At 66.6% G+C, this 18389-nt stretch carries 14 protein-coding genes; 9 read left to right on the forward strand and 5 right to left on the reverse strand.

Going from position 1 to position 18389, the window contains the following annotated elements:
* Positions 1–33: 33 nt before the first annotated feature.
* The 3 genes from AB2M62_RS07025 to AB2M62_RS07035 all read left to right on the forward strand — a co-directional run bounded on the left by AB2M62_RS07025 (position 34) and on the right by AB2M62_RS07035 (position 4314).
* Entirely contained in the window at positions 34–2766 is a 2733-nt protein-coding gene (locus AB2M62_RS07025) for a TonB-dependent receptor (protein ID WP_404338834.1), read from the forward strand.
* A 159-nt stretch (positions 2767–2925) separates the two neighbouring features.
* Positions 2926–3873, forward strand: a complete 948-nt coding sequence (locus AB2M62_RS07030; RefSeq protein ID WP_404338836.1) for an alpha/beta hydrolase — start codon at positions 2926–2928, stop codon at positions 3871–3873.
* 171 nt (positions 3874–4044) lie between these two features.
* Positions 4045–4314, forward strand: coding sequence for a hypothetical protein (locus tag AB2M62_RS07035; protein ID WP_404338838.1), 270 nt, complete (start codon positions 4045–4047; stop codon positions 4312–4314).
* Between the two features lie 418 nt (positions 4315–4732).
* Here AB2M62_RS07035 and AB2M62_RS07040 read toward each other — a convergent pair whose 3' ends face one another.
* The gene (locus AB2M62_RS07040; protein ID WP_404338840.1) at positions 4733–5971 is read right to left on the reverse strand and encodes a TetR/AcrR family transcriptional regulator; all 1239 of its coding nucleotides are present in this window, start codon (positions 5969–5971) and stop codon (positions 4733–4735) included.
* A gap of 141 nt (positions 5972–6112) precedes the next feature.
* On the opposite strand from AB2M62_RS07040, the gene AB2M62_RS07045 reads away from it, so the two are divergent.
* The 6 genes from AB2M62_RS07045 (at position 6113) to AB2M62_RS07070 (ending at position 12761) form a co-directional block, all read left to right on the forward strand.
* A complete protein-coding gene (locus AB2M62_RS07045; RefSeq protein WP_404338842.1) occupies positions 6113–7396 on the forward strand; it encodes an acyl-CoA dehydrogenase family protein in 1284 nt (427 codons plus the stop codon).
* Positions 7393–8478 carry a Zn-dependent alcohol dehydrogenase gene (locus tag AB2M62_RS07050; RefSeq protein ID WP_404338844.1) on the forward strand — a complete coding sequence of 362 codons (1086 nt, stop codon included), beginning with the start codon at positions 7393–7395 and terminating at the stop codon, positions 8476–8478. Before AB2M62_RS07045 ends, AB2M62_RS07050 begins: the two co-directional genes overlap by 4 nt.
* Positions 8475–9491 (forward strand): phosphotransferase family protein, encoded by a 1017-nt coding sequence (locus AB2M62_RS07055; RefSeq protein ID WP_404338846.1) that lies wholly within the window; start codon positions 8475–8477, stop codon positions 9489–9491. The genes AB2M62_RS07050 and AB2M62_RS07055 overlap by 4 nt, the downstream gene beginning before the upstream one ends.
* Positions 9488–10252, forward strand: a complete 765-nt coding sequence (locus tag AB2M62_RS07060) for an SDR family NAD(P)-dependent oxidoreductase (protein ID WP_404338848.1) — start codon at positions 9488–9490, stop codon at positions 10250–10252. The genes AB2M62_RS07055 and AB2M62_RS07060 overlap by 4 nt, the downstream gene beginning before the upstream one ends.
* A complete protein-coding gene (locus AB2M62_RS07065) occupies positions 10252–11049 on the forward strand; it encodes an SDR family NAD(P)-dependent oxidoreductase (RefSeq protein WP_404338850.1) in 798 nt (265 codons plus the stop codon). Before AB2M62_RS07060 ends, AB2M62_RS07065 begins: the two co-directional genes overlap by 1 nt.
* Before the next feature lie 80 nt (positions 11050–11129).
* Positions 11130–12761 (forward strand): Na+/H+ antiporter, encoded by a 1632-nt coding sequence (locus tag AB2M62_RS07070; protein ID WP_404338852.1) that lies wholly within the window; start codon positions 11130–11132, stop codon positions 12759–12761.
* Between the two features lie 6 nt (positions 12762–12767).
* On the opposite strand, the gene AB2M62_RS07075 is transcribed toward AB2M62_RS07070, so the two are convergent.
* The 4 genes from AB2M62_RS07075 to AB2M62_RS07090 form a co-directional block, all read right to left on the reverse strand.
* On the reverse strand, positions 12768–13652 hold the full coding sequence (locus tag AB2M62_RS07075; RefSeq protein ID WP_404338854.1) for an acyl-CoA thioesterase: 885 nt from the start codon (positions 13650–13652) through the stop codon (positions 12768–12770).
* 144 nt (positions 13653–13796) lie between these two features.
* Positions 13797–14900 carry an acyl-CoA dehydrogenase family protein gene (locus AB2M62_RS07080; protein ID WP_404338856.1) on the reverse strand — a complete coding sequence of 368 codons (1104 nt, stop codon included), beginning with the start codon at positions 14898–14900 and terminating at the stop codon, positions 13797–13799.
* A 148-nt stretch (positions 14901–15048) separates the two neighbouring features.
* A complete protein-coding gene (locus tag AB2M62_RS07085; RefSeq protein ID WP_404339839.1) occupies positions 15049–16206 on the reverse strand; it encodes an acyl-CoA dehydrogenase family protein in 1158 nt (385 codons plus the stop codon).
* Between the two features lie 148 nt (positions 16207–16354).
* Complete coding sequence (locus AB2M62_RS07090; protein ID WP_404338858.1) at positions 16355–18379, reverse strand: 3-hydroxyacyl-CoA dehydrogenase NAD-binding domain-containing protein; 2025 nt, start codon at positions 18377–18379, stop codon at positions 16355–16357.
* Positions 18380–18389: the final 10 nt, after the last annotated feature.

An 18389-nucleotide genomic window follows, 5' to 3' on the forward strand; every position in this document is an offset into this window, starting at 1 on the left:
ATAGATCGCTCCGGCCCGGTGGGAGAGGAGAGGATGATGCGGCTACGCCTTTTGTCGGCTTGTGCAGTTCCGGCCTTGATCGTGGCGCTCGCAGCGCCCGCGCATGCCCAGGACGCGCAGGTTAGTACGAGCGAACCCCAGAGCGTCGACAGCGATCAGGACTCGGATGTTATCGTGGTGACGGCGCAGGGTCGCGCCCAGATACTCTCCGACGTGCCGCTGGCGATCTCCGCGGTGAGTTCCGAGCAGCTCGAGCTGACCGGCGCGACCGACATCCGCCAGCTCAACCAGGTGGCGCCTTCGCTGCTGGTCTCGTCGACGGGCAGCGAGGCGAACGCCTCGGCGCGCATCCGCGGCGTCGGCACGGTGGGCGACAATCCGGGCCTCGAAAGTTCGGTGGCGACCTTCATCGACGGCGTCTATCGCTCGCGCACCGGCCTCGGCCTCAACGACCTTGGCGAGATCGAGCGCGTCGAAGTGCTGCGCGGCCCGCAGGGCACGCTGTTCGGGCGCAACGCCTCGGCCGGACTGCTCAACATCGTGACCAAGGGCCCCGAATTCGAATTCGGCGGGATGGGCGAGGCCACCTATGGCAATTACAACAATCTACGCTTTCAGGGCGCGGTCACCGGCCCGGTGAGTGACAAGCTCGCGCTGCGGCTCGACGGACTTTACGCCAAGCGCGACGGCTATCTCCACGACGTCAACACCGGCCGCGACTTCAACAATCGCGATCGCTACCTGGTCCGCGGCCAGGCGTTGTTCCAGCCGAGCTCGGATCTGTCGATCCGCCTGATCGCCGATTACAGCCACCGCAAGGAGGATTGCTGCGCCGCGGTCTATGCCACCGAGGACGTCGCACCGGCGAACCGCGGGCTGATCACGCCGACCAGCTCGGTGGCGCGGGTGCTGACCGGGATCACCGGCACGACCTTCGCGCAATATTTCCCCGCCGCGGGCGACGCCTATTCGCGGCGCGTCGCCGTGTCGCCGAACCGCAGCTATGCCGGCACCACCAAGGACTGGGGCGTCTCGGCCGAGATAAATCTCAATCTCGGCGCGGTCGAGATGACTTCGGTCACCGCCTATCGCGACTATAGCCTCTATCAGGCCGCAGACGCCGATTACGGTCTGGCCGACATCCTCTATTTCGGACCCGGCACCGGGCGCGAATTCAAGACGTTCAGCCAGGAACTGCGCTTTCACGGCACGGCGCTCGGCGACAAGCTCGACTGGCTGGTCGGCGGCTATTTCGCGCATGAGAAGCTCGAAACCGCCTCGGAGCTCAAATTCGGATCGCAATATGGCCGCTTCGCCGCGTGCCGCGTCGTCTTCGGCTCGTTCAACCCGTTCTTCGCGCCGGGCAATACCGGCTGCCTGAGCGCCACCGGCACTGCGGTGCTGAGCAATCCGGCGGGCCCGCTCGGCGCGGCGGGCGCGGCGATGGTCGCGGGGCTCAACCGGCTCGACGGCGTGCGCGACGTAGGCGACGACACCGCCGATTTCGACCAGACCAGCCAGAACTTCGCGTTCTTCACGCACAATATCGTGCATGTGGTGAAGGGCGTCGATCTGACGCTGGGCCTGCGCTACACCAACGAGACCAAGACGCTCAACGCCGGCTTCAACAACACCAATACGGTGTGCCCGACGCAACAGGCGGCGCTGCTGCCTTTCATGGGAGTCCCCGCGCTGGCGCCGCTGGCCGGAGGGCTGATCTCGCTGACCTGCCAGGGCAACACGACGTCGGGCCTCAATGCGATCACGCTCGACGACCAGCGCAAGGAGGACAAGTTCACCGGGACCGCGGTGCTCTCGTTCAAGCCGACCGACGACCTGCTGCTCTATGGCAGCTATTCGCGCGGCTATAAGTCTGGCGGCTATAATCTCGACCGCTCGGCTTTCCGCAATCCGCTGGCGACCCAGCCGCTGCCGATCTTCCCGGTGAGCGCGGCCAATGCCGATTATTACGAGGACGTGCTCCAGTTCGACGAGGAGACGGTCAACGCCTATGAGATCGGGCTGAAATACACCCGGCCCGGTTTCAACCTCAACGTCGCGGCGTTCCGCCAGGAGTTCAGCAACTTCCAGCTGAACACGTTCAACGGCACGGTCTATATCGTCCAGAACATCAATGGCTGCTCGAACGACCTGGGCGGGGCCGATCGCGACCTCAGCCTGGCGACCGGCGCGTGCACCGGCGACATCAAGCCGGGCGTGGTCTCCAAGGGCGTCGAGATCGAGTTCGGGCTGCGTCCGTCGCGCGACTTCACTGCCAATTTCGGCGTGACCTATGCCGATACCCGCTATGCCGACAATCTCGTCGGCTCGAAGAGCGGTGCGCCGCTCGACCCGCAGCTGCGGCTGCTGCCGGGCGACAATATGTCGAACGCGCCCGAATGGGTGGTGACCAGCTCGATGGCGTGGACGCCGTCGCTCGGCGGCAAGCTGCGCGGGCTGGCCTATGTCGATGCGCGCATGACCGACGATTACAACACCGGCTCGGACCTGTTCCCGCAAAAGGAGCAGGACGGCTATGTGATCGTCAACGGCCGCATTGGCATCGGCGCCGACGACCGCAGCTGGGCGATCGAGCTGTGGGGGCAGAATTTGCTCAACACCAATTATATGCAGGTCGGCTTCAGCTCGCCGTTCCAGGCGGTGAGCACGACGCCGACGGCGGGCTATCCGGGCGGATCGCAGATCTTCTCGGCCTATCTCTCCGAGCCGCGCACCTATGGCGTGACGCTGCGCTCGCGCTTCTGATCCCGGGGGAAGGGTGGACGGGCTCGCAGGGCAACCTGCGGGCCCGTTTCTTTCGGGGGCCGCCGAGCCATGAGATAAGGTACGGGGTCCGCAGAGATTTGATGCTTTGTGCCGAGGGCGGCGCACATCCCACAATCCGGCATCGCTGGAGGGGATGCCATGAAGGAATATAGCCTGTTCGCCGCGCTGGGGCTGCTCGCCCTGGTTTCGGGACCGCATGCCGCGCCGCGGCCAACGGCACCGGCGGTCGAGCCGGCGACGGTCGCGCCGCCGACCGAGATCGCGCTTTGGCCCGACGGGCTGGCGATCGCGCGGCCCGAGACGACCGGGCCGGAAAAGGTGCGGCCGGGCGGTGGGCCGATCGCTGGAAAGCCGGTGACGATGATCGAGAATGTCACGCGGCCGACGATGACCTTCTATCCGGCCAAGGGGCGCAACACCGGCGCGACGATCCTGGTGTTCCCCGGCGGCGGCTATCAGGTGCTGGCGATCGACCTGGAAGGCAGCGAGGTCTGCGACTGGGCGACGGCGCGGGGGATCAGTTGCGCCGTCCTCAAATATCGGGTGCCGCAGTTCTGGTGGCACAAGGGCGTGCAGACCGCGCCGCGCCCGCAAATGGCGCTGCAGGATGCCGAGCGGGCGATGGGATTGCTCCGCCAGCGGGCGGCGGCACTGGCGATCGATCCGCGCAAGATCGGCGTGCTGGGCTTTTCGGCGGGCGGGCATCTGGTCAGCGCGATCAGCAATGCGACCGGGCGCAACTATGCGCCGGTCGATGCCGCCGACCGGCTGAGTGCCCGGCCCGATTTCGCGGTGGCGCTGTATCCGGGGCATCTCTGGGCGCAGCACGGGGTGGATCTCTATCCGTTCGACCCGATCCGGGCCGATGCGCCGCCCACCTTCCTCGTCCAGGCGCAGGACGATCCGGTGGACGATGTGCGGCACTCGATCAGCTATTTCCTGGCGCTGCGGGCGGTGAAGGTGCCGGTGGAGATGCACATCTATGCCGGCGGCGGCCATGCCTTTGGCCTGCGGCCGAGCGACCAGCCGATCACCCGCTGGCCGGAATTGATGGACCGGTGGCTGCACACGATCGGGGTGCTGTGACCGGGAAAGGTCACAAGAGTCATGGTTGCGGGGAGTAGCCAAGTGCGCGTTTTGCCAACAGCCTTATCGGGCTTGAGCCCCGCTCCAGGTCGACTGGGGTCGCTCACGGACAATAGTTGCGGCCTTCTGCCGGTTGCGCCACGGTGAGCGATGCGTTGGACCGATTTACCTATGACCTTGGCCCTAGCGGCTTGGGCCTATCTGCTCTGGTCTGGAATGGACGGGCTTCTGGCAATCGAAGCGCGACATGTTTCCGGCTATCCGGCCTGGGGACAACTGGTCCTCTATGCCGGGCTACCCGCGATGGCGTTAACCTTGCTCATCGTTTCCTCGATCGTCGCACGTAGGACGCGCTGGTTCTACGATCTATATCCGTTTGTGGTTGGCTTGCTCGGGTTCGCGCTCTTTCCCACGCTGCTGGTTTGGGGCGGTGGCGTCTGATTGACGACTGGCAACGCAGCCTCCGCCCCTGATTGACTTCTTGACTCGATTCCGGGTTTTTGCGCTGGGCGTAAATATATAAGTATCTGATATTGCATCGATATGACGGTTCCGGTTTTCGCGACGCGCCACTCACGCGCCACTCACGCGCCACTCACGCGCCACTCACGCGCCACTCACGCGCCACTCACGCGCCACTCACGCGCCACTCACGCGCCACTCACGCGCCACTCACGCGCCACTCACGCGCCACTCACGCGCCTGTTCCGCGACGCGATGCACCGGCTGCGCGCCGCTGACGCGCCGCCTCGGTTGACGGGGCTGGTTTCGACGATGGCAAAGAGCGGGGCGAAAGTCGCGGGTGCGACATAGGAAGCCGTTCGCGATGTTCAAGCTTTGTTCTTGTTGCTCGCGCGGTTCAGCCCGCCAGCACGCGATCGTCGAACAGGCCGAAGGCGAGGGTGGAGGCGTAGAAGGCGACGGCCTTTTCGCGCGGCATGGTGCTGGCCCATTTGCGCATGTCGAACGCGGCGTTCTGCAGCGCCATCAGCGCCTGTGAGGCGACCAGCGGATCGATCGCCCGGATAGAGCCTTCGGCGATGCCGTCCGACAGCATGCCGGCGAAGCGGCGGGCGATGCGGTTCGAGCGATCGATCATCGTCGAGCGGACATGCGGCGGCAGGCCGGAGAGTGCAGTGGTGCGCAGCAGGGGCCCGCGCTCGGAGAATTGATAGTCGAGCAGCGTGGCGATCGTGCCTTCGAGCCGCTGCCAATGGCTGCCTTGGTGACTCTCGGCGAGGCGCTGGGCATCGGCGATGATGTCGAAGCTGCGCTTGTAGCAGGCGATCACCAGATCGTCCTTGGCATCGAGATGGTGGTAGAAGCTGCCCTTGGTGACGTTGAGCTCGGACGCGATCTTCTGGACCGAGGCACCGCGATAGCCGAGCTCGTTGATCAGCCGGGTGGCGGCGAGCAGAAAGGCCTCGCGGCCGGGCTCGGGCTCGTCATGGTCGAGATCGAGCAGATCGGGCGACCAGGCCTGGCCGGGGCCGACGATGCCGTGGCGGAACACGTCCATCAGCCGGGCCTCGACGCGGGGATATTCGTCGACTTCGTAGCGCGGCAGCCAGGCGGTGAGCCAGAAGGTGTTTTCGAGTAGGACGTGCGCGCGGGCGCCGTGGAGATCGGTCTCGGCGCGCGTCGCGCCGCTGCCCCAGAGACTGCGCGTCTTGCGGAAGATGGCGCGCCAGCCGGCGAGCAGCTGGCTCTTCATCGGCTCTTCCATCGCGCGCAGATCGGAGAGGATCGCGAAATCGCGCTCCTCGCCGCGGCGGATGCGGGCGAGCCGTTCGAGATTGGCGTTGAGATAGCGTGCCACGCGCGCTTCGGGCGTCGGCTCGCCCAGCGCATCGTCGAGCATCGCCGCGATCCGGGCGAGCGTCTGTTCGAAGGCGGCGGCGGCAAGGTCTTCCTTGCGCTTGAAATAATAGGTGACCGAAGTGGTGTTGAGCCCGACGCGGCGCGCGACATCGGCAAAGGTCATGCCCTTGGCGCTCTGTTCGTTGATCGCGTCCGCCGCGGCGGCGAGGATCGCGTCACGCTTGGCCTGGAAGCGCTTGGTGCCGCTGCCGCTCTCAAGGGTCTCGGGTGCATTCATCACCGCCCAGCTTAGCGAATTCGCGGGCGAGCCAAAGCGTTTTTTGAACGTGGCGTGTGTTCATTTTGATGCGCGCGGACCCCTTTACCGAATATGCGGTACGCTCTAAGCCAGTTGCAAAGCGATACGGGAGAGAGCGCCATGGACTTCACGCTGAGCGAGCGCGAGACCTATTTCCGCGACCGAGTGAAGGCCTTTGTCGACGCCGAGATCCGCCCGCGCGACGGGGCGTATCGCGAACAGTCCAAGAGCGGCGAGCGCTGGAAAGTTATCCCGGTGATCGAGGAGGTCAAGGCCAAGGCCAAGGCGGCGGGGCTGTGGAATTTCTTCATGCCGCCGCATTCGGGCCAGGCCCATGTCGACGACAGTTTCGAATTCCAGGGCACCCAGCTGACCAACCTCGAATATGCGCTGTGCGCCGAGGAGATGGGCCGGGTGGGCTGGGCGTCGGAATGCTTCAACTGCTCGGCGCCCGACACGGGCAATATGGAAGTGTTCCATCGCTATGGCACGCGCGCGCAGAAGGACCGCTGGCTCAAGCCGCTGATGGAGGGCGAGATCCGGTCGGCGTTCCTGATGACCGAGCCGGCGGTGGCGTCGTCCGACGCGACCAATATCCAGACCAGCATGGTGCGGGATGGCGATCATTATGTGATCAACGGGCGGAAGTGGTGGTCGTCGGGCGTGGGCGATCCGCGCTGCAGAATCGCGATCGTGATGGGCAAGACCAATCCCGATGCGGCGCGGCACGCCCAGCAGAGCCAGATCCTGGTGCCGCTCGACGCGCCAGGGGTGAAGATCGAGCGGATGCTCTCGGTCTATGGCTATGACCATGCCCCGCACGGGCACGGCGAAGTGGTGCTCGAGGACGTGCGCGTGCCTGTGGAGAACGTGCTGCTCGGCGAAGGCCGCGGGTTCGAGATCGCGCAGGGGCGGCTGGGGCCGGGGCGGATTCACCACTGCATGCGCACGATCGGGGTGGCCGAGGAGGCGATCGCGGCGATGGCGAAGCGGCTGGTGAGCCGGGTGGCGTTCGGCAAGCGGATTTCCGATCACAGCGTGTGGGAGGAGCGGATCGCCCGCGCGCGGATCGACATCGAGATGACGCGGCTGTTGTGTCTCAAGGCGGCGGACATGATGGACAAGGCCGGCAACAAGGCCGCGCAGCTCGAGATCGCGATGATCAAGGTGCAGGCGCCGACCATGGCGTTGCAGATCCTCGACGACGCGATCCAGGCGCATGGCGGCGGCGGCGTCTCGGGCGATTTCGACCTGGCGCATGATTGGGCGAGCGTGCGGACGCTGCGCTTCGCCGACGGGCCGGACGAGGTCCACAACCGGGCGATCGCGCGGGCCGAGTTCGGGAAATATGGAGCGTATAAGGCGGATCGGGTTTCGAGCGGCGACCTGGGGGTGAGCCGGTGAAGGCAGCCGTTCTGTTCGAAGCGGGGAAGCCGCTGGAAATCGCCGAGGCCGTGGTCGACAAGCCCGGGCCGCGCGAAGTGCTGATCCGCACCGTGGCATGCGGGGTGTGCCGATCGGACCTGCACTTCGTCGACGGGGCGTTCCCGCATCCGATGCCGACCGTGCCCGGGCACGAGGCGGCCGGGGTGATCGAGGCGGTGGGCAGCGATGTCGCGCATCTCAAGGTGGGCGATCATGTCATCACCTTCTTCACGGTGTTCTGCGGTAGCTGCGAGATGTGCATCACCGGGCGGCCGTCTTTGTGCATCGATCCCTCGACGCGGCGCCCGGCCGATGCCGAGCCGCGGCTGCGGTTGGCCGACGGGACGCCTTTAGCCCCGTTCCTAAACCTCTCGGCCTTTGCCGAGCTGATGCTGGTCCACGAGAATGCGTGTGTCGCGATCGACAAGGCGATGCCGCTCGACCGCGCGGCCTTGCTCGGCTGCGCAGTGATCACCGGGGCGGGCGCGGTGTTCAACGACAGCCGGGTGCGTCCCGGCGAGAGCGTCGCGGTGATCGGCGCGGGCGGGATCGGGCTTGCCGCGATCAACGCCGCCAAGATCGCCGGCGCGGGCCAGATCCTGGCTATCGATCCGATGCCCGAGAAGCGCGCACTGGCGATGCAGCTGGGCGCGACCGAGACGCTCGATCCGGGCGCGGAAGGCGTGGTCAAGGACGTGCTCAAGCGCACCGGCGGCGGGGTGCATTATGCGATCGAAGCGGTGGGGCGGCCCAATACCGCCGAGCTCGCCTGGAATATCCTGCGCCGCGGCGGCACCGCGACGATCCTGGGAATGATCGCGCCGGGAGGCAATGTCAGCCTGCCGGGGCCGACCTTCCTGACCGGCAAGAAGATCCAGGGATCGTTGCTGGGCAGCACGCGCTTCCCGATCGACATGCCGCGGCTGGTGCGGATGTATCTCGACGGGCTGCTCGATCTCGACACGATGGTCGCCGAGCGGATCCGGCTGGAGGACGTCAACACGGCGATGGCGAAGCTGCGCGACGGGCACAGCGTGCGATCGGTGATCGAATTCGCATGAGCGACCTCGACGAAGCGCGGCTCGGCGAATGGCTGGCGGGAAATGTCGTCGGCTTTGCCGGGCCGTTCACGGTGGAGAAGTTCGCCGGCGGACAGAGCAACCCGACCTATCGCATCGATGCGGCGAGCGGCGCCTATGTGCTGCGGCGCAAGCCGTTCGGGCCGATCCTGCCCTCGGCGCATGCCGTGGAGCGCGAGCATCGGCTGATCGCGGCGCTGCATCCGTCGGGCTTTCCGGTCGCGCGGCCCTATGGGCTTTGCGAGGATGCAGCGGTGATCGGATCGCCCTTCTATGTGATGGAGATGATCGAGGGGCGGACCTTCTGGGACGGCGCGCTGCCCGACCAGGCCCCGGCCGAGCGGACGGCAATCTATGAAGCGATCGTCGATACGCTGGCAGCGCTGCACGCGGTGGATCTCGAGGCAGTGGGCTTGGGCGATTACGGCAAGCCCGGCAATTATTTCGAGCGCCAGGTGGCGCGCTGGTCGAAGCAATATCGCGCGAGCCAGACCGACGACCTGCCCGAGATCGAGCGGCTGATCGACTGGTTGCCGCGCACCGTGCCCGCGCAGACGCGGACGAGTATCGTGCACGGCGACTTCCGCATCGACAATATGATCTTCGATGCCGGGGAGCCCCGGGTGAAGGCGGTGCTCGACTGGGAGCTGTCGACGCTCGGCGATCCGCTGGCGGACTTTTCCTATTTCCTGATGAGCTGGGTCACCGCGCCTGAGGGCAGATCGGGCGTGCAGGGACTGACCGGGGCCGAGACCGGCATCCCGACGATCGAGGCGGTGGTGGCGCGCTATTGCGCGGCGACGGGGCGCGACGGGGTGCCCGATCTCGACTGGTATTTCGCGTACAATCTCTTCCGCCTGGCGGGGATCGTTCAGGGCATCAAGAAGCGGATGCTCGACGGCAATGCCTCGAGCACGCAGGCCGCGAAGACGGTGGAGCGGTTGCCCGGACTGGTGGCGGCGGCATGGGGTTTTGCGGAGAAAGCGGGGGCATGAGCATGTTCGACCTCAGCGGCAAGGTGGCGGTGGTCACCGGATCGACCAAGGGCATCGGCAAGGCGGCGGCGGAGGCGCTTGCCGGCCAGGGCGCCAAGGTGGTAATCTCGAGCCGCAACCAAGATGCGTGCGATGCGGTGGCGGCGGAGATCGACGCGCGGCACGGCGCGGGCAGCGCGCTGGCGGTGGCGGCGAGCATTTCGGACAAGGCGGCACTGCAGCAGCTGGTCGATGCGACGCGGGCGGCGTTCGGGCAGATCGACGTGCTCGTCTGCAACGCGGCGTCGAACCCCTATTACGGGCCGCTCGACGGCATCAACGACGAGCAGTTTCGCAAGATCCTCGACAACAACATCCTCTCCAGCCACTGGCTGATCCAGATGGTGGCGCCCGAGATGCGGGCGCGGCGCGAAGGCTCGATCATCCTCGTCTCGTCAATCGGCGGCTTGCGTGGCTCTCCGGTGATCGGGGCGTACAACGTCTCCAAGGCAGCGGACTTCCAGCTCGCGCGCAACTATGCGGTCGAGTTTGGGCCCGATAAGGTGCGAGTCAATTGCATCGCGCCGGGGCTGGTGAAGACCGACTTCGCGCGGGCGCTGTGGGAGGATCCTGCGCGGATCGCGGCGACCAATTCGGTAACGCCGCTGCGCCGGATTGGCGAGCCTGAGGATATTGCCGGCGCTGTGGTCTATCTGGCGAGCGACGCCAGCGCGTTCATGACGGGGCAGGCGATGGTGATCGACGGCGGGGTGACGATCTGATGCGGTTCAAGGACAAGGTCGTGATCGTCACCGGCGCGGGATCGGGGATCGGGCGCGCATCGGCACGGCTGTTTGCCAGCGAAGGCGCGCGGGTGATCGCGGCGGATCTTAGCGATTCAGTGCATGCCACGATCGAGGGGCTGGACGATGCGCTTGCGGTGCGGATGGATGCGGGTGACGAAGGCGATGTCGAGCGGCTGGTGGCGACGGCCTGCGCGCGCTTTGGCGGGCTGGACGTCTTTTTCGCCAATGCCGGGATTTCGGGTGGTGCATCAGGAATTTTCGATTCCACCGTCGAATTGTGGACCGAGGTGCTGCGGGTGAATCTGATCGGGCCGGCGCTGGCGATCAAGCACGCCGGGCCGAAGATCGTCGAGCGGGCCAAGGAAACCGGGGGCGGGGCGATATTGTGCACCGCCAGCGTTGCAGGCTTGCGCTCGGGCGCGGGCGGGCCGGCCTATTCGGCGAGCAAGGCGGGGGTGATCAACCTCGTCCAGAGCGCGGCGCAGCAGCTTGCGACCTCGAACGTGCGGGTCAATGCGATCTGCCCCGGGCTGATCGAGACGGGGATGACCCAGCGCGCCTTCGACTATGCCCGCGAAAACGGCAAGGAAGACAAGCTGGGGCGGCTCAACCCGCTGCGCCGGGCAGGCGCTCCGGAAGAAATTGCCCGCGTCGCCCTGTTTCTCGCCAGCGACGAGGCGAGCTATGTCAACGGCCAGGCCTGGGTGGTCGATGGCGGGCTTTCGACCAGCCATCCGGTGACGCGCCAGGAATTCGGCAAGCCGGCTTTCTGACCGCGATCGGCCATGCGGGGTTGAAGCGGGCGACTGCAAGCCGTTAGACGCGATGCTTCCGAAAGACAGGGAGCGGAAATTTGGAGGCAGTGTCGATCGTCCTGATCCTGCTGCTGGCGGTCGTCGTCAGCGGCGCGGTGTCGCGCATGCTGCCCTTTTCGGTGCCGACGCCCCTGGTGCAGATCGCGCTGGGCGCGGTGATCGGGCTTTCGGTCAATTACCGCGTCGATCTCGATCCCGAGCTGTTCCTGCTGCTGTTCCTGCCGCCGCTCCTCTTCCTCGACGGATGGCGGATTCCCAAGGACGAACTCCTCAAGGACGTCTCGACCGTCGTCGATCTGGCGCTCGGCCTGGTGCTGATGACGGTGATCGGGATGGGGCTGTTCATCCACTGGATGATCCCGGCGATGCCGCTCGCCGTGGCGTTCGCGCTGGCCGCGGTGGTCTCGCCGACCGACCCGATCGCGGTCTCCGCCATCGCGGCGCGCGTGCCGATCCCCAAGCGGATGATGCACATCCTCGAGGGCAAATCGCTGCTCAACGATGCGTCGGGCCTCGTCTGCCTGCGCTTCGCCGTCGCCGCGGCGCTGACCGGGACCTTCTCGGCGGGGGGCGCGGCGCTCAACTTCCTGTGGGTGGCGGGCATGGGTCTGACGATCGGCGCCGGGCTGACGCTGGCGGTGACGCGCGCCAAGGCCTGGGTGACGCGGCGCTGGGGCGAGGATACCGGATCGCAGATCCTCGTCAGCCTGCTGATCCCCTTCGGATCCTATCTGCTCGCCGAGCATGTCCATGCCTCGGGCATCCTCGCCGCGGTGAGCGCGGGCGTGACGATGACCTTCGCGGAAATCTCGCGCCAGGCGATGGCGGTGACACGGATGCGGCGCAATTCGGTATGGGACACGATCCAGTTCGCGCTGAACGGCATCATCTTCGTGCTGCTGGGCGAGCAATTGCCGGCGATCCTGGGAAGCGCGCGCCGCACGGTGGCGCTCAGCGGGCATAGCGAGCCATGGTGGCTGGCGGTCTATATCGTCGCGATCGTCGCCGGACTGGCGCTGCTGCGCTTCCTTTGGGTGTGGGCATCACTCAAGTTGACCATCCTGCGCCGGCGCAATCGCGGCGCGGCGGTGCATAGCCCGGACTGGCGGCTGATCGCGGCGATGTCGCTGGCGGGGGTGCGCGGCGCGATCACGCTGGCGGGCGTGCTGACCCTGCCGCTGGCGCTGGACGACGGCACGCCCTTTCCGGCACGCGACCTGGCGATCTTCCTGGCGGCGGGCGTCATTATCGTATCGCTGGTGATCGCGAGCGTCGGGCTACCGATCCTGCTCCACGGGCTGGCGATGCCGCCGGAGCCTTCGAAGCAGGCCGAAGAGAATGCGGCGCGTGTCGCCACCGCCGAGGCGGCGATCCGCGCGATCGAGGAACGCCAGCACGCGCTGGCCGTCGATCATGGCGAGGCCGATGTCTACGCGGCAGCAGGCGGGCGGGTGATGGACCTGTATCGCGAGCGGATCGAGGGGCTGCGCCAGGGACCATCCGACGCGACGCGGGCAGAAGACCGGCTGGTCCGCGACTTCCGGCTGGTGGGGGTCAAGGCCGAGCGGGCGGCGTTGCTGGGCCTGGCGAAGGCGCGGCATATCGGCAGCGAGACGGCGCGAAAGCTGACGCGCGAGCTCGACCTGGCCGAGGCGCGCCATCGCGGTTGAGCGGGGTCAGTCCGAGCCGCGTTTGCGCCGCACCAGCCCTTCCTGTGCGACGCTGGCGACGAGCCGGCCATCCTGCGCGTAGATGCGGCCGCGGTTGAAGCCGCGACTGTGCCCGGACCAGGGGCTGTCGGTAGTGTAGAGAAGCCATTCGTCGAAGCGGAACGGCTCGTGCAGCCAGATCGCGTGATCGAGGCTGGCGGTCTGCACCTCGCCGGTCATCCAGCTGACGCCGTGGGGGAGCATGCACGTGCCGAGAAGGGTCATGTCTGTGGCATAGGCGAGCATCGCACGGTGGAGCGCGAGATCGTCGGGCAGAGGCGCAACGACGCGGAACCAGCTGCTCTGCACGGGTTCGCTCTTGACCGGCTTGAACCAGTTGCGCGGATTGACCGGGCGGATCTCGATCGGGCGGGCGCGCAGGAAGAAGCGGCGGAACTTCTCGGGCACTTCGTCGCGGATCGCCTCGCGCAGGTCGCGCTCTGAAGCGAGCTCGTCGGGGCCGGGCACGGCAGGTATGTCGAACTGGTGGTGCAGGCCGTCCGCCGGCGCCTGGAAGCTCAGCGCCATGTTGAGGATCGGCTGGCCCTTTTGCATCGCGACGACGCGACGGTTGGCGAAGCTGCGCCCGTCGAAATCGCGCGCGACACGGTAGATGATCGGGTGATCCTCATCGCCGGGGCGCATGAAATAGGCGTGGAGCGAATGGGCAACCTTTTCGCCTTCCACTGAACGCTGTGCCGCCTGAAGCGCCTGGGCGATGACCTGTCCGCCGAATACCCGCCCGACGCCGCCGGGCTGGCGGGGACCGCGATAGAGATCGGTATCGATCTGCTCGATGTCGAGAAGCTGGGCGAGTTGATCGACGAGCTCGATGGGGGTGGGTTCAGGCATGATTTCCCCCAAAAGCGTCATCCGCGCGAAAGCGGGGACCCATCTCTAGAACGTGCCGCGCGCAAAACAGCCGTTGTATCTCGTTGCCTCCGCACGAGATGTGCCCCCGCTGTCGCGGGGGTGACGGCGGAAGAGGGAAGTGCATCAATATCCCGCCGCCTGCGCCAGCGCATCGGCGTGGAAATTGCTGTCGCCGAACAGCTCGGCGAGGACGCGGGCGCGCTTCATGTAGAACCCGATGTCATATTCGTCGGTCATGCCGATGCCGCCGTGCATCTGGATACCTTCCTGCACCGCCAGCGTGGTGGCAAGCCCGGCCATCGCCTTGGCGACCGAGACGGCGTCGGCAGCGCGTTCGTCGCGGGCGTCGAGCAGTTGCTGCGCCTTGAGCACGGCGGCGCGGGCGACTTCCATTTCGCTGTAGAGGTGCGCGGCGCGGTGCTGGAGCGCCTGGAAGCTGCCGATCAGTTGGCCGAACTGCTTGCGCTCCTTGAGATAGGAAACGGTCATGTCCATCGCGCCGCCGCCGACGCCGAGCAATTCGGCCGAAGCGCCGGTGCGGCCCGCGGCGAGCAAGCGGGCCAGGGGGGCATGATCGACTTCGCCGACCACGGCGTCTGCATCGACTTCGACGCTGTCGAATGTCAGCCGCGCGGCGAGGCTGGCATCGGCGAGGCGCTGCGGTTCGGCGGTGAGGCCCTTGGCGTCGGTGGGGACGGCGAAGAGCGTAGTGCCGTGCTCGGTCGCGGCGGCGACGAGCAGCAGGTCGGCGACATGGCCGTGCGCGACGAACTGCTTGGCGCCGGTGAGGCGGAAGCCGTTGCCGGCGCGCTCGGCCTGCATTGCGATGCGGCCGTCATGCTTGGCGCGCTCGTCGATCGCCAGCGCGGCCACGGTGTCACCGGCGAGGATGCCGGGGAACCAGCGCGCGGCGTGCGGGGTGCCCTTGAGCGCCTCGACCGCGGCGACGGCGGTGGTGAGGAAGGGCGAGGGCGAGAGGTTGCGGCCGATCTCCTCGAGTACCACGCCTGCCTCGACATGGCCGAGTCCGAGGCCGCCATCACTTTCCGGAACGAGGATGCCGGTGAAGCCCATCTCGGCGAACTGTTTCCACAGATCGCGGCTGAATCCCGTCGCGTCGTCGGCGTCGCGAAGCGCGCGCATATGCGCTACCGGGGCTTCGGCGGCGACGAAGTCCTTCGCGGTGTCGCGGAGCATGGCCTGGTCGTCGGTGAGGTAGAGGGGCATCTGCTTCTTCCTTCTCCCTCTCCCGCTTGCGGGAGAGGGCCGGGGTGAGGGGTTTATCCGGCGAATGGTCGAGTGAGGCCACCACACACCCTCACCCTCCCGCCGCCTTTGGCGGCTCCCTCTCCCGCAGGCGGGAGAGGGAATGGGCTCAGCTCGGCAGATCGAGGATCCGCTTGGCGATGATGTTGAGCTGGATCTCGCTGGTGCCGCCTTCGATCGAATTGGCCTTGGTGCGCAGCCACGCGCGGGCCGCGGCGCCGCCATGCGAAGCTTCGCTCTCCCATTCGAGCGTGTCGGCGCCGCCGGCGGCCATGACCAGCTCGTGGCGGGTTTTGTTCAGCTCGGTGCCGTAATATTTCATCATCGAGGGCTGGGCGGGATGGGCCTTGCCGGCCTTCAGTTCGTCGATGAAGCGCTCGGACATCGCCTTGAACGCCTGGGTTCGGACCTGGAACAGCGCGATCTGGCCGCGCAGGATCGGATCGACGCCGGCGCGCGCCGCCTCGACCAGCGGATCGCTGCCGGTGCCGCCCAGGCCCATGCCCGAGATCATCTCGCGCTCATGGCCGAGCAGATATTTGGCGACGTCCCAGCCCTTGTTCTCGTCATGGACGCGATTGGCCTTGGGCACCTTCACATCGTCGAAGAAGGTCTCGCAAAAGGGGGAATAGCCGCTGATCAGCAGGATTGGCTTGGTTGACACGCCTTCGCTGGCCATGTCGAACAGGACGAAGCTGATCCCACCCTGCTTGACCGTCTTGTCGGTGCGGACGAGGCAGAAGATCCAGTCGGCCTTGTCGGCATAGGACGTCCAGACCTTCTGGCCGTTGACGATATAATGGTCGCCGGCATCCTCGGCGCTGGCCTGCAGCCCGGCGAGGTCGGAGCCGGCATTGGGCTCGCTATAGCCTTGGCACCAGCGGATTTCGCCTCGCGCAATCTTGGGGAGATGTTCGCGCTTCTGCGCCTCGGTGCCGTACTTCAGCAGGGCCGGCCCGAGCATCGAGATGCCGAAGCTGTTGAGCGGGTTGCGGCATTTGAGGCGCGCCATTTCCTCGCGGAGGATCTTGGTTTCGGCCGGGGAAAGCCCGCCGCCGCCATAGGCGCTGGGCCAATCGGGGACGGTCCAGCCGCGCGCGCCCATCCGGTCCATCCAGAGCTTCTGGTCGGGATGCGCGAATTCGGGGTTGCGGCCGCCCCAGGTGGCGTCCTTTTCGCCGCGCATCGGGGTGCGCATGGACGGGGGGCAGTTTTCCTCCAGCCAGGCCCGGGTTTCGGCGCGGAAGGTTTCGAGATCCTCGGTCATCATGTCCTCTCCTGATCCTCCCCCGGAGGGGAGGGGGACCGCGAAGCAGTGGAGGGGTAGGCTCCGCGGGCTTTGCCGCTTGTGGCTCGCCACCCCTCCGTCAGCCCTTGGCTGCCACCTCCCCCTCCGGGGGAGGATTTGGGTTACTTCACTTGTTGAAGCGCTCGCCCTTTTCCGCCTTTTCGCGGAGCAGCGGGGCGACTTCGAAGCCGTATTTCTCAAGACCCTCGACGATCTTCTTGAGGCCCTCGGTATCGGCCCAGAACATCGGGCCACCGCGATACGGGGGCCAGCCATAGCCATAGACCCACACCACATCGATGTCCGACGCGCGCTGGGCCATCTTCTCGGCGAGGATCAGCGCACCTTCGTTGACCATCGTGTAGAGCGTGCGGACGACGATCTCCTCCTCGGTGATCTCGTGCGCGGGGACGTTCAGCTTCTCGCGCCACTCGGCGATCAGCTCGGCGACGCGCGGGCTGTTCGAGGGGGTGCGCTTCTCGTCATAATCGTAGAAGCCGGCGCTCTTCTTCTGGCCCCAGCGGCCCTCGGCGGCAAGCGCGTCGCGAATGTTCTCGATCCGGTTGGGATCGCGGTGCCAGCCGATGTCGACGCCGGCGAGGTCGGCCATCTGGAACGGGCCCATCGGCATCCCGAAGGCGACATGGACCTTGTCGATCTGCTCGGGCGTGGCGCCTTCGAGCAGCATCTTGTTGGCCTCGACCTGGCGCGGCATCAGCATGCGGTTGCCGATGAAGCCATAAGTGACGCCAGCGATGACGGCGACCTTCTTGATCTTCTTCGAGATCGCCATGGCGGTGGCGAGGACGTCGTCGGCGGTCTTGGCGCCGCGGACGATCTCGAGCAGCTTCATGATGTTGGCCGGCGAGAAGAAGTGCAGGCCGAGCACGTCCTGGGGACGGCTGGTCACGGCGGCGATCTCGTCGATGTTCAAATAGCTGGTGTTCGAGGCGAGGATGGCGCCGGGCTTGGCGATCTTGTCCAGCTTGCCGAAGATGTCCTTCTTGACGTCCATATTCTCATAGACGGCCTCGATGATCAGGTCGCACTCGGCGAGCGCGTCGAAGTCGAGCGTCGGAGTGAGCAGGCCCATCGCGCCTTCGACCTGTTCGGCGGTCATCCGGCCCTTGGCAGCGGTCGCCTCGTAATTCTTGCGGATCACGCCGGTGCCGCGATCGAGCGCGTCCTGCGCCATCTCGACGATGGTCACAGGAACCCCGGCCGAGAGGAAGTTCATCGAGATGCCGCCGCCCATCGTGCCGGCGCCGATCACGCCGACGCGCTTGATGTCGCGCAGCTGGATGTCCTCGGCGATGCCGTCGATCTTGGCGGCCTTGCGCTCGGCGAAGAAGATGTGGCGCAGCGCGGCAGATTGCGTGCCCATGATCAGCTTCATGAAGCCCGTCCGCTCGGCCTGGACGCCCTCGGCATAGGGCTTGCCGGCGGTCTGCTCGATCAGGTCGATGATCGTGGCGGGGGCGTCGAGGCCGCGGAAGCGCTTGGCGTTGGTCTTGCGGAAGGCGTCGAACACGGCCGGATCGACCGTCACCGGACGCTCCGACGAGCGCGAGATCGGCTGGCCGATCACTTCCTGCGCGAACGCGACGGCATCGGCGAGGAGATTGCCCTCGCTGGCGAGGCGATCGACGAGGCCGGCAGCCTTGGCCTGCTCGGCGGAAATAGGATCGCCCTTGGTCGCCAGTTCGAGCGCGGTTTCGACGCCCGCGACCCGCGGCATGCGCTGGGTGCCGCCGGCGCCGGGCAGGATGCCGAGCTTGACTTCGGGCAGGCCGAACTTCGCCGACGGGACCGCGATGCGATAGTGCGAGGCGAGGGCAACTTCGCAGCCTCCGCCCAGTGCGGTGCCATGCACGGCGGCGATCACCGGCTTGTCGAGCGCTTCGATCTCGTCGACCAGCACGGGGAGGGAGGGCTCCTGCATCGCCTTGCCAAACTCGGTGATGTCGGCACCGGCGAAGAAGGTCTTGCCCGCGCAAATGATGACGACCGCCTTGATGCTTTCGTCGTTCTTCGCTTCTTCGATTGCTGCCTGCAGGCCCTGACGCACCGCGGCGCCGAGCGCGTTTACCGGCGGATTGTCGGACGTGGCGACGAGCACGTCGCCCTGGCGGCTGGTGGTAACTACGGACATTGTCTTCTCC

It is taken from the genome of Sphingomonas sp. MMS12-HWE2-04 (assembly GCF_044881185.1).
Lineage (GTDB): Bacteria > Pseudomonadota > Alphaproteobacteria > Sphingomonadales > Sphingomonadaceae > Sphingomonas.